General features: G+C 41.3%; 10 protein-coding genes. All 10 read left to right on the top strand.

Translation table 11 applies throughout. From position 1 onward, the window contains the following. Positions 1-87 precede the first annotated feature (87 nt). The 10 genes from aroA to AX677_RS01405 all read left to right on the top strand — a co-directional run bounded on the left by aroA (position 88) and on the right by AX677_RS01405 (position 11,371). Positions 88-1,371 carry a 3-phosphoshikimate 1-carboxyvinyltransferase gene (gene aroA, locus AX677_RS01360; protein ID WP_060975891.1) on the top strand — a complete coding sequence of 428 codons (1,284 nt, stop codon included), beginning with the start codon at positions 88-90 and terminating at the stop codon, positions 1,369-1,371. Further along, the gene (locus AX677_RS01365) at positions 1,364-1,840 is read left to right on the top strand and encodes a shikimate kinase (protein ID WP_060975892.1); all 477 of its coding nucleotides are present in this window, start codon (positions 1,364-1,366) and stop codon (positions 1,838-1,840) included. Before aroA ends, AX677_RS01365 begins: the two co-directional genes overlap by 8 nt. Then, positions 1,837-2,670: a prephenate dehydratase gene (gene pheA / locus AX677_RS01370; RefSeq protein WP_060975893.1), complete on the top strand. Its 834-nt coding sequence runs from the start codon at positions 1,837-1,839 to the stop codon at positions 2,668-2,670. Before AX677_RS01365 ends, pheA begins: the two co-directional genes overlap by 4 nt. An 18-nt stretch (positions 2,671-2,688) precedes the next feature. Beyond that, positions 2,689-4,038 carry an LCP family protein gene (locus tag AX677_RS01375; RefSeq protein ID WP_060975894.1) on the top strand — a complete coding sequence of 450 codons (1,350 nt, stop codon included), beginning with the start codon at positions 2,689-2,691 and terminating at the stop codon, positions 4,036-4,038. Between the two features lie 84 nt (positions 4,039-4,122). Continuing rightward, on the top strand, positions 4,123-5,493 hold the full coding sequence (gene rlmD, locus AX677_RS01380) for a 23S rRNA (uracil(1939)-C(5))-methyltransferase RlmD (RefSeq protein ID WP_082730177.1): 1,371 nt from the start codon (positions 4,123-4,125) through the stop codon (positions 5,491-5,493). 323 nt (positions 5,494-5,816) lie between these two features. Then, entirely contained in the window at positions 5,817-6,881 is a 1,065-nt protein-coding gene (locus tag AX677_RS01385) for a hypothetical protein (protein WP_060975896.1), read from the top strand. 22 nt (positions 6,882-6,903) lie between these two features. Beyond that, positions 6,904-8,199 (top strand): hypothetical protein, encoded by a 1,296-nt coding sequence (locus tag AX677_RS01390; protein WP_060975897.1) that lies wholly within the window; start codon positions 6,904-6,906, stop codon positions 8,197-8,199. 205 nt (positions 8,200-8,404) lie between these two features. Continuing rightward, complete coding sequence (locus tag AX677_RS01395) at positions 8,405-9,958, top strand: ABC transporter ATP-binding protein (protein WP_060975898.1); 1,554 nt, start codon at positions 8,405-8,407, stop codon at positions 9,956-9,958. A 154-nt stretch (positions 9,959-10,112) separates the two neighbouring features. Next, positions 10,113-10,589, top strand: a complete 477-nt coding sequence (gene pezA / locus AX677_RS01400; protein WP_060975899.1) for a type II toxin-antitoxin system antitoxin PezA — start codon at positions 10,113-10,115, stop codon at positions 10,587-10,589. Beyond that, positions 10,589-11,371 carry a zeta toxin family protein gene (locus AX677_RS01405; protein ID WP_060975900.1) on the top strand — a complete coding sequence of 261 codons (783 nt, stop codon included), beginning with the start codon at positions 10,589-10,591 and terminating at the stop codon, positions 11,369-11,371. Before pezA ends, AX677_RS01405 begins: the two co-directional genes overlap by 1 nt. Positions 11,372-11,761: the final 390 nt, after the last annotated feature.

Raw genomic sequence — 11,761 nt, forward strand, 5'->3', positions numbered from 1 at the left:
GCTTGAGCTAGGATTCCAGAAATTTTAAGAATTTCTGGTCTTTTTATGATAAAATAAGAAGCAACAAAGGAAAGTACGAGGTCACCTATGAAATTATCAACCAATGTAAGAGGTCTGAAGGGCCGTATCCGAGTACCGGGAGATAAGTCTATCAGCCACCGTTCCATTATTTTTGGCAGTTTGGCCAAGGGAGTTACTACTGTTCGTGACATTCTGCGAGGAGAAGATGTGCTGTCTACCATGCAGGTTTTTCGTGACTTAGGTGTGCAGATTGAGGACGATGGAAATCTAGTCAAGATTCATGGCGTAGGATTTGAAGGTTTGCAAGCACCGAAAAATAAGCTGGATATGGGCAATTCTGGAACGTCTATCCGTTTGATTTCTGGTGTTTTGGCTGGTCAGGACTTCGAAGCGGAGATGTTTGGTGACGACAGTCTATCCAAGCGGCCTATGGATCGGGTGACCATTCCTCTGCGGCAGATGGGAGTAGAGATTTCTGGTCGGACTGAGCGCGATTTACCACCGCTCAAGATGAAGGGCAGCAGGGAACTGCAGCCTATCCATTATCAGCTGCCAGTGGCTTCTGCTCAGGTTAAGTCGGCCTTGATTTTTGCTGCTTTGCAGGCTCAGGGAGAGTCGGTTATTATAGAAAAGGAAATCACCCGTAATCATACAGAAGATATGATTGCCCAGTTTGGCGGGCAAATTGAGGTTGAGGGCAAGGAAATTCGCATTCAGGGTGGTCAGGAATTCACTGCTCAGGAAGTGACGGTTCCAGGAGACATTTCCAGCGCGGCCTTCTGGCTGGTAGCTGGATTGATTGTGCCGGACTCTAAGATTGTTTTAGAGAATGTCGGCATCAATGAAACTCGTACAGGAATTCTAGAAGTGATAGAGGCTATGGGCGGACGGATGACGCTGTCAGATGTCGATCCGGTAGCCAAGTCTGCAACTATCACCGTTGAGACTTCTGAGCTTAAGGGAACGGAGATTGGCGGCGAGATTATCCCACGCTTGATTGATGAGTTGCCGATTATTGCGCTTCTGGCGACTCAGGCTCAGGGACGGACTGTCATTCGTGATGCAGAGGAGCTCAAGGTCAAAGAAACCGACCGGATCCAGGTAGTGGCAGACGCTCTCAATAGCATGGGCTCAGCTATTACCCCGACGGAAGACGGCATGATTATCGAAGGGAAAACACCTCTTCATGGTGCTCAAGTCAATACCTTTGGTGACCATCGTATTGGGATGATGACAGCTATTGCTGCTTTGTTGGCTCAAAGCGGTCAGGTAGAACTTGAACGATCTGAAGCTATTAAGACTAGCTATCCAAACTTCTTCAACGACTTGGAGGGTTTGATGCATGGCTAAGATATTGCTGGGCTTCATGGGAGCCGGAAAATCTACAGTGGCCAGAGCCTTAGCCCAAGACTTTGTCGATATGGATGAACTGCTCTGCCAGCGACTGGGCATGTCAATCAAGGACTACTTTGATCAGCGTGGTGAAGCAGCCTTTCGGACTGTAGAAGCCCAGCTCTTGGCTGAGTTGATCGATACGGACTTGGTCGTCTCAACGGGCGGCGGTGTAGTCGTCAGCCCTGAAAATCGCAAATTACTGACTCAGAATGCTGACAATATCTACCTGAAAGCAGATTTTGAAACGCTCTATCAGCGGATTCAGCAGGATGCTGAGCAGGAGAGGCCCCTGTTCTTAAACCAGAACAAATCAGACTTGCAGCAGATTTTTGAGCAGCGTCAGCCCTGGTATGAGGAAGTAGCGACCCAGGTTATCGATACGAGGCTCAAAAGCCCCCAGGAAATTATTGAGGAAATTCAATGAAAATAGCATTTTTAGGTCCCAGAGGCTCCTTTTCTCACCACGTAGCCCAAGCTGCCTTTCCCAGCGAGGACTTGGTGCCTTATCAGAATATCACCGAGGTCATGAAGGCTTATGAGGCTAGAGAAGTGGATTACTCGGTTGTTCCGGTGGAAAATTCCATTGAGGGCAGTGTCCATGAGACCTTGGACTATCTCTTTCATCAAGCAGACATTCAGGCAGTGGCAGAAATCGTCCAGCCCATCAAGCAGCAGCTTTTGGTGACGGATTTGGAGAAGCCAATCGAGAAGATATTTTCTCACCCGCAGGCTATTGCTCAAGGAAAAAAATACATCCGCCAGCATTATCCGCAGGCTGCCATTGAGGTGACAGCTAGTACGGCCTATGCAGCTCGTTTTGTGGCAGAACATCCTGAAAAGAATTTTGCGGCTATTGCCCCGCGCACGGCTGCAGCAGAATACGGGCTTAAAGTAGCAGCCAGCGACATTCAGGAAATGGAAGAAAATTATACCCGCTTCTGGATTCTGGGTCATGAGGTGCCTGAGCTTGAACTGGCTAAGACGGGAGACAAGCAGACACTGGCTTTAACCTTGCCGGACAATCTGCCTGGTGCCCTTTATAAGGCTTTGTCGACCTTTGCTTGGCGTGGGATTGATCTGACCAAGATTGAGAGTCGGCCTCTAAAAACGGCTCTGGGAGAGTATTTCTTCATTATTGACATTGACAACGAGCAGAAAAAATTGGCGGATTTTGCCTATCAAGAGTTGACAAGTCTTGGAATTACTTATAAAATTTTTGGTAGCTACAGTGTGTTTCTGATTCAGGACAAGTAGCAGTAGATTGGAGAAGAGATGAAGAAACCAGAAAATCTTAGCCATCATGAACAGCTCCGCTTAGATTATCTCTATAAGAATTATTACTATCTAAACGATAAAGAAAAGAAAGAATTTGACTATCTGCGGCAGAAGTCCAAGGGGATTGGCAGTTCAGCTAGTGCGCCTAACCATGAAGAGCAGCCGCAAAGGCCTAGTGACGCCTATGAGCAGGAGTCTGTGGAAATGGATTCTTCTGGCCTCTTGCCCAAGTACCCTGAGCGTTCTTCTCGCAGCAGAAAGCAAAAGAAGGAGTCGGAAGCTCTGGCAGGAGCTGGTCTGGGACAAGACAAGCCCAAGAAACCCCGCAAAAAAATCCGCTTGAAACGGATTCTGCTTTGGGCAGGGATTTTCCTGCTGATGGTCTTGGGCGGCATGATTTTCATGTTTGTCAAAGGCTTGACGACAGCTCACACTGGCAATTCTAAGCCAGCAGAAACGGAATTCTTTGACGGCAAGGATACTAAGGACGGAGTGAATATCCTCATTCTCGGAACAGACGGTCGGGTTGGTGACGACTCGACTGAGACGCGGACTGACTCTATTATGGTCTTGAATGTTGGTAATAAGGACCACAAGGTAAAATTGGTCAGCTTTATGCGTGATACTCTTATTCACATTGACGGCGTCAGCAATGAGTACACGGACCCTTCGCAGGCCGATTACTATGACCAAAAGCTCAATTCTGCCTATACGATTGGGGAGCAAAACCACAACCGAGGTGCAGATTATGTCCGCCAGATGCTCAAAGATAATTTCGATTTGGACATCAAATATTATGCACTGGTGGATTTCCAGACCTTTGCGACAGCTATTGACACCCTTTTCCCAAATGGCGTCAGCATGAATGCGCAGTTCTCAACGATTGATGGGGAGAAAGTGACAGAAGTTGAAGTGCCGGATGACCTGAATATGAAGGACGGTGTGGTGCCTAATCAAACAATCAAGGTCGGTCAGCAGCAGATGGACGGTCGGACCTTGCTCAACTACGCTCGCTTCCGTAAGGATGATGAGGGCGACTTTGGCCGGACCCGTCGCCAGCAGGAAGTTTTGACAGCTGTCTTCCAGCAGGTCAAAGATCCGACTAAGCTCTTTACCGGATCAGAGGCTCTTGGTAAGGTCTTTGCCTTGACTTCGACCAATGTACCATACAGCTTCCTTTTGACTAATGGTCTCTCTATGGCTGGAGATTCCCGCAACGGGGTTGAGCGCCTGACGATTCCGGAAAATGGCGACTGGGTTGATACCTATGACATGTACGGTGGTCAAGGGCTCTTGATTGACTTTGAAGCCTATAAAGAAAGACTGCAGCAAATGGGTCTCAGATAAGATATATGATATAATGAAAGGTAGGACGATGTTCTGCCTTTTCTTTTGGGAAATGGCAGAGCGATAAAGCAGAAAGAGAAAAATATGTTAAAAAAGAATGATGTGATTGAAGTTGAAATTGTGGATCTGAGCCATGAGGGAGCAGGAGTGGCCAAGGCAGAGGGCCTAGTTTTCTTTGTAGAAAATGCCCTGCCGGGTGAGCTCATCCGCATGCGTGTGCTTAAGGTCAACAAAAAAATTGGCTTTGGCAAGGTGGAGGAATTTCTCCGTACTTCAGACCAGCGCAATGAAAATCTTGATATGGCCTATCTGCGTACGGGGATTGCCGACTTGGGGCATCTGAACTATCCAGCCCAACTGGACTTCAAACGCAAGCAGGTCAAGGACAGTCTCTATAAGATTGCTGGTTTGTCCGATGTTGAAGTGCCGCCGACACTTGGTATGGAGCAGCCGTTGGGCTACCGTAATAAGGCTCAAGTGCCTGTTCGTCGTGTCAATGGTCAGCTGGAAACAGGATTTTTCCGGAAAAATTCCCATGACCTCCTGCCGATTGAAGATTTCTATATTCAGGACCCAGTCATTGACCAAGTTATCCTATTTACACGCGACTTGCTGCGTCGTTTTGACCTCAAACCTTACGATGAGCAAGAAAAGACAGGACTCATTCGCAATCTAGTTGTTCGCCGTAGCCATTATTCAGGGGAAATCATGGTAATTCTGGTCACAACCCGACCTAAAATTTTTCGAGTGGAGCAGTTGATGGAGCGCTTGACAGAAGCATTCCCAGCTATCAAATCCATCATGCAGAATATCAACGACCAGCCCGGCAATGCGATTTTTGGAAAAGACTGGCGAACGCTTTATGGCCAAAACTACATTACCGACCAGATGCTGGGAAATGACTTCCAGATTGCTGCGCCTGCCTTTTACCAAGTTAATACCGAAATGGCAGAAAAGCTCTATCAGACAGCCATTGACTTTTCTGAACTGACTGCAGATGATGTGGTGCTTGACGCCTACTCTGGCATCGGGACTATCGGTCTATCAGTTGCCAAGCAGGTCAAGCAGGTCTATGGTGTCGAAGTGATCCCAGAAGCTGTCGAAAATAGCCAAAAGAATGCGGCAATCAACGGCATTACCAACGCCAGCTATGTCTGCGCTCCTGCTGAGGAAGCCATCCAAAACTGGCTTAAAGAGGGTATCCAAGCGGATGTCATCCTAGTCGATCCACCACGAAAAGGACTGACCGAGAGCTTCATCAAAGCCAGCGTCAGCATGGAGCCCAAGAAAATCACTTATATCTCCTGCAATGTCGCCACTATGGCGCGTGATATCAAACTCTATCAAGAATTAGGATATGAGTTGAAGAAAGTACAGCCGGTGGACTTATTTCCGCAGACGCATCATGTTGAATGTGTGGCTCTGCTGGTACGAGCGGAATCCTCTGAGAAGTAGAATCAGAATGGCAGTTTATATTCTTACGGAAAATCTAGAAATTTTTATAATAAAATATTATGGACTGACAGAAGTTGATAACTTTTTAGAATATTACTACAGTTAACAACTAAAATTGTTAGTTTGGAGAATAAAATAGGATTTTAATGGGTTAATTATATTCTAGATATTGGATGGAATCACTATCGAAAAAGAAAATGTTTCTGTTAAATTTTTAGATGGAACAGAGATAGAATTGTAAGAGACTGTGACTGCTTGGTTGCAGTCTTTTTGTGGCTTTAGTGGTATAATGAACGATATAAGTAAGCTGTTTGGAGGACTAAATGACTGATAGTAATGATGCGAAGAAAGTGGAAAGAGATTCTATAAAAATTGCGGTAGACAACGTAGCAAACCTTTCTGAGAAGATCAAATTGGGACAAAATATTGCAGCTATTTCTATTTTGTCTGGTACCCTTAGTAGCTTTCAATCAGCAGTAAATGCTTCCAATATTTCAGGATTCATTGCGACTTCAAATGCATTAAGTGCATCTAAATTAATGAATATAGCTAATTTTACGACTCCTTCGGCAAGTCTGACTTCATCAATTCAAATTGATAAAAGTGCTATCGATGCTATGTCAGAAGTAATTGCTTCGTACAATAAGATGTTGTCGAGTACACACTTGCAAGCAATTCAAAACATTGCAGAATCCACTAAAAAGTTAATTGCTAGCTATCAGATTGATTATTCAAAGATTTTTAGTAACATCAATGAACTTTTAAAGTCACTGCCTTCGACATACACAAATGAGGAAATTAAACAGATTATTTCTGGAGTTAAACTTTTGGCAGAAAGTGGTTGGGTTATTTATTTTCGTGATAAAAATGTTTATCAGCATATACTTGCTGAGGAATGGAATTACTTGGAGGAAGAATGGATTGAGTTACTTAGGGACAAACTAAGAGATAGGGACTTTATTATTGACTTGCAAAAGTCGGAATGTTACTCAGAACCCTTAGTAAAATCAATGGTTGAGTGCTATTTAAATCAAAATTTCTATGCAGCATACACTTTAGGCAGTTTGGCGATTGATGGCGGACTAAATAGAGTTTCCGAAAGGACTTCTTCAAGTAAGAGAATACCCGTTGGGTATAAAGCGGTTGAAGAAATTGATACTATATTTATCGAGAAGTCGTTGAGTGATGTAGGGCTAATGCATTGGTTGTATAATTTTTTCAAAGATACGAATAGATTTACACTTGATGAACCAAATAGACATATGGTGGGACATGGTCGTTGGGATAAGGAAATCGAAGAAAAAGATTTTTTGAAATTATTTAATACATTATTGTATATCTATGATGAGTATGAGAACTGGTTAGAAATCATAGATACTGTCAGATAAACAATTATGAGAGAGTTGAAATATGAAGATTAGTAAAATATTTAAATATACCTCGCTTCTTATAACGGTAGCACTGTTACTATTTTTTGGAAAAATTATAGTTAGTGAAGTTATTTCTACTAATTTGAACGTTTCACAAGGAAATTTGTTGGCTTTAACTTTTATATATTGGATAGAATTACTTTTTGTATTACTCATATATGATTTAGTAATTATTAAGTTATATAGCGGTATAAGCTATTATTTGTGTGAACTAGGGCAATTTGCAGTAAGAATGAAGAAGATAGGAATTGCACTTTACACAATTAGATTAAATTATTATTTGCTAAGACTAAGTAAATTATTACGTTTGGGTTGGGTAACTTATGGTAGTGGTGAAAAAAGTTCAGTCTGGAGAGGGATATCTAAGCTCTCCTTGGCTCAGCTGTTAGTTAATATTTTTAGAATTATAATAAGTGTACCTATGCTCTTTGCATTTTTATCTGCTTGTTTTTCATTGGGGATATTGAAAGGAGATATTGCATACTATTTGTATAATCTCCAAGAATTTCTAAGAGGTATTTTACAAATAAAAGTAAATATTGGTGATATCTTTTCAAGATTACCAGCCCTTGTAGCTTTGATGACGATATTACCAATAGTCTTTTTCTTCTATTTCTATAGCCAAAAACGTGATGTTCGAAAAATAATTGATAAGGAAAATAGTCAATATTTTGAAGAAGTTGTCTTATTATACGAAAAATTATTGATTTGGATTGATAAACATATCTATCAATTATCTGAAAATTTTGATTATGCTATTAGTTGCCAAGACTCAATTGTTGAAACATTTTTAAATAAGGAGATTCCTAACTATATAGCATTAGTTGGGAAGCAGTATTATATTCCCAGAGATATTGAGTCATTTAGATTTGTTGAGATAGCAGATCTGACTGAGTTACGAGAAATTATTATTAAATTATCAAGTGATAGATTAATGAAATTTACACGAATATTCTCTGTTAAACGGTTTGATATCTGGTATTTTTATTTTTGTGATTTTCATACATTGAATGCAGAAGAGAAAATCGAAAAGTCTTTCTATACTAAAAAGGGGATGACTTATAAATTAGCTAAACGCCACACTTATCAGAATGATTTTACTCAAGAGCAAATTGAGAAGAGGAGGAAAGAGGAACTTTCTCTTTTATCTTGGTCTATTTATGACGACTTGGAGTTATTATACAGGTTTAAGAGAGTAAGTGATTCATTGAGAAAATACCTTTATTCTTCACGGATGGAGCGATTGATATTAAAAGCATTAAATAAAGATAAGTGACTCCGTTCCATAGTATAATTTTAAACTTGACTGACTATATTCGTTCTATGGTGCAGGAATGCCATATCACCACATATTGAGTGTGTAGCTCTGCTGGTGAAAGCCTAGGAATCTTTTGACGAAAGAATTTTTAAGTTCTTATATCCCCATCTAGATAAAAAACGACTATCTAAGTTGGTAAATAACTTCAGGAGGTTTATACGCTATGCTTAGATCCTATGTGACTAAAAAGTATTTATTCTTCTATTTTGTGGCAATTATGATTACTTGGTTGGAGGCTGTCATTACACCAGCTTTGATTCAGTATATTGTCTCTAGTTTTACCAATCACCAGTTGCATTTGCTGTGGCAGGTCTTGATTTGGGGAATTGTGGGGAATTTGATTCTCTTGCTGGGTTTGGCGGGTAAACGCTATTACTACGCACGAGTGCTGACAGACTTTAAGTCGGGGATCAAGCAGGCTATCTTTCAGACTTTCTTATATAGCCGTCGGATAGCGGATGAAGAGGTTTTGTCCGACCTGGAAAATGATGTGAAACAGCTAGAAGATAATTATATTGAGCCGACTGTCATTATCATTTCTTCTTTGGGATTTACAACTGTCTCTATCTGTTATGCTCTCTGGACTAATTTTTATCTGGGTTTGCTCTTTATCATTTTTTATTCGATACCTGTCCTTTGTAGTAGCATAGGTTCCAAACGCTTGGATGCGATTTCTGAGCAGAAGTCCATGGCTAACCAAAGCTATGTTTCTCAAGTGACTAATATGATTGCGGGTGCTCGTTCCATACGTCATTATCGGGGACAAAGCTTGTTTTACAATCTTTTTTCCAAAGATTTGCACAAGACTTTAGAGCAAGAAGTCGCCTATGAAAAGCAACGGACGATAAACAGTCTCTTTATTAATGGGATTGATGCTTTTTGTTCGGTTGCGCCGATTGTCATTGGTGGTTTCATGACCTATTATAACTACCTATCTGCAGCCAGCTTTGTTGGGATTTACCTAGTATCGCATAATATCGGCTACCAATTTCAGGAGTTATCTTACTTTATCAATACTAGAAAATCAGCCAAGTCTCTCTGTGATAAGTATCAAAACTTGCTGGGAGAGGAGTGGAAAATGCCTTCTGTTCTTGAAGGTTCCGTCTTTCCTATCCAGCTAGAGCGAGTCAGCGTAGAGCGTCATGGTCAAGAAATACTAGCCCCTTGTGACCTTACCATTGAGGAAGGGGAAAAGATTGCCATTATCGGAGAAAGCGGGTCTGGGAAAACAACCTTACTGAACCTCATCTATGGTGAAATCATGCCTAGCCAAGGTCGGATTCGTTACCATGGACAAGAGCTAAACTCGGATGAAATCTATCAGGCAGGAGCCTACATTCTCCAGTCAAGTCATGTCTTTGATGGATTGACTCTGGAGGAAAATATTGCTTTGGGACAAGAACTGGATTCTGTGAGGATGGAGGAAATCCTGCAGCAAACAGGTTTGAAAGCTCTCCAAGGCAAAACACCCAGCAATCAAACCCTGTCCGGTGGTGAGAAGCAGCGGTTAGAAATTGCCCGCGCGCTCTATCAGAATCGCCAATTTATCCTGGCTGATGAGGTCAAGGCCAATCTAGACCTTAAAAATCAAGAGAAAATCAGTCAGCTTCTCTTCTCTCTCCCACAAGCACTTGTGGAAGTGATTCATCACTATAGCGAAGAGGACTTGAAGCGCTATGATAAGGTGATAAAATTGGGGAGATCGGTGGAGGTATAGATTTCAAAAAGGAGTGGCAGAGGCCACTCTCAGATTGCAGACAAAGCCCTTAGAAACTTGTGTGCTGAGGACTTTGTCTGCAATCTTAACGCACCAAAATTGGTGCGTTATAATTTTGTGCTATAATGGAGTTATAAAATCAAAGGAGAGAGCCATGATTGGAGACAATATAAAATCTTTACGAAAGACAAATGACTTGACACAACCAGAATTTGCACGGATTGTTGGTATTTCACGTAATAGTCTGAGCCGTTATGAAAACGGGACAAGTCCTATTTCAACGGAGTTGATAGACACCATTTGCCAGAAATTCAATGTATCCTATGTCGATATTGTGGGGGAAGAGAAAATGTTAAACCCAGTAGAAGATTATGAATTGACATTAAAAATAGAGATTGTCAAGGAACGTGGCACAAATTTACTAGCTCGCCTCTATCGTTATCAAGACAGTCAAGAGATTGCCTTTGACAATGAGAGTAATCCGTGGCTTTTAATGAGTGATGATTTGTCTGATATGGTCAATACTAACATTTATCTGGTGACTACTTTTGAAGAACTAGAGCGATACAGTGGTTACTTGGATGGAATCGAGCGTATGTTGGAAACATCAGAAAAACGGATGGTAGCTTGATGGGGATTCAGGATTATACCGAAGAAGAGTTTAATCATGCCTTGGCTCGCAATTTACGCACACTGACTAGAGGAAAACAAGTAAGTAAAAATCCAGGCGCTATTTTGCTTGGAGGACAGAGTGGAGCTGGTAAAACGGCTATCCACCGTATCAAGCTCAAAGAATTTCAGGGTAATATAATCATCATTGATGGCGATAGTTTTCGAGCTCAACATCTACATTACCTGGACCTTCAGCGAACTTATGGTAAAGATAGTGTCGAATACACCAAAAAATTTGCAGGACAGATGGTGGAATCCTTGGTAGAAAAACTGAGTGAGGTGGGCTACAATCTTTTGATTGAGGGGACATTGCGAACGGTTGACGTACCAAAGAAAATAGCAGAACTATTGATAAGTAAAGGCTATGAAGTTCAGCTATCTTTAATCGCTACAAAGCCTGAGCTGTCTTATTTGAGCATGCTTATCCGATACGAAGAACTAAACGCTATCAATTCCAATCAAGCAAGAGCAACCCCAAAAGAACATCATGACCTGATAGTAAACAATCTAGTTGAGAACACCCATCAGCTGGAGCAATTAGGTATCTTTGAACAAATCCAAATCTATCAACGAGATAGGACCTGTGTTTACGATTCGAGAGATGATGAAATATCAGCAGCAGTTGTTCTTCATGAGTTATTGTTTGGAGAGTGGAGTCAGGTAGAAAAGGAGATGTTGAGGGTAGGGGAGGAACGGTTGATAGAATCGCATAACAAAGAAAGAGATAATATTAGGGAGTAAGTTATAATTGATTATGTTAGAGAATTTAAAAAATTATTTTGATAATCTATACGCTAAGGATAGGAATAATATGCTGAGTGTAGATTTTAATCAATCTATTGATAAAATGTTCATGAGATTTTAATCTTGGCAAAGATAGAACATCAAGCCACCAAAGATTATGTGTTCATTCTCTTAACTTGAGTGCAGGAATTGATTAAGGAGGTCAGGAATTCCATTCCCTTTAGTCAAGACTTCTGTGAGAAATATATTTAGAAAATAAACCTTCATTGTTGTACTGTTTCGAGGAATAAAAGTTTTGATATTTTTTGAAAAGATATACCTCCTATTCCCAAACTTGAACAATAGCTTGCAATCATTTTTTTAAAATAGTATACTAGGGCTAAGCTA

The organism is Streptococcus sp. CCH8-C6 (assembly GCF_001557225.1).
In the GTDB taxonomy this organism is placed as follows: domain Bacteria; phylum Bacillota; class Bacilli; order Lactobacillales; family Streptococcaceae; genus Streptococcus; species Streptococcus sanguinis_C.

Excerpts from the sequence above, each read along its gene's own strand:
- rlmD (WP_082730177.1), top strand. The coding sequence starts at position 4,123 with ATGTTAAAAAAGAATGATGTGATTGAAGTTGAAATTGTGGATCTGAGC.
- AX677_RS01405 (WP_060975900.1), top strand. The coding sequence starts at position 10,589 with ATGGGGATTCAGGATTATACCGAAGAAGAGTTTAATCATGCCTTGGCT.
- aroA (WP_060975891.1), top strand. The coding sequence starts at position 88 with ATGAAATTATCAACCAATGTAAGAGGTCTGAAGGGCCGTATCCGAGTA.
- pezA (WP_060975899.1), top strand. The coding sequence starts at position 10,113 with ATGATTGGAGACAATATAAAATCTTTACGAAAGACAAATGACTTGACA.
- AX677_RS01390 (WP_060975897.1), top strand. The coding sequence starts at position 6,904 with ATGAAGATTAGTAAAATATTTAAATATACCTCGCTTCTTATAACGGTA.
- AX677_RS01375 (WP_060975894.1), top strand. The coding sequence starts at position 2,689 with ATGAAGAAACCAGAAAATCTTAGCCATCATGAACAGCTCCGCTTAGAT.
- AX677_RS01365 (WP_060975892.1), top strand. The coding sequence starts at position 1,364 with ATGGCTAAGATATTGCTGGGCTTCATGGGAGCCGGAAAATCTACAGTG.
- pheA (WP_060975893.1), top strand. The coding sequence starts at position 1,837 with ATGAAAATAGCATTTTTAGGTCCCAGAGGCTCCTTTTCTCACCACGTA.
- AX677_RS01385 (WP_060975896.1), top strand. The coding sequence starts at position 5,817 with ATGACTGATAGTAATGATGCGAAGAAAGTGGAAAGAGATTCTATAAAA.
- AX677_RS01395 (WP_060975898.1), top strand. The coding sequence starts at position 8,405 with ATGCTTAGATCCTATGTGACTAAAAAGTATTTATTCTTCTATTTTGTG.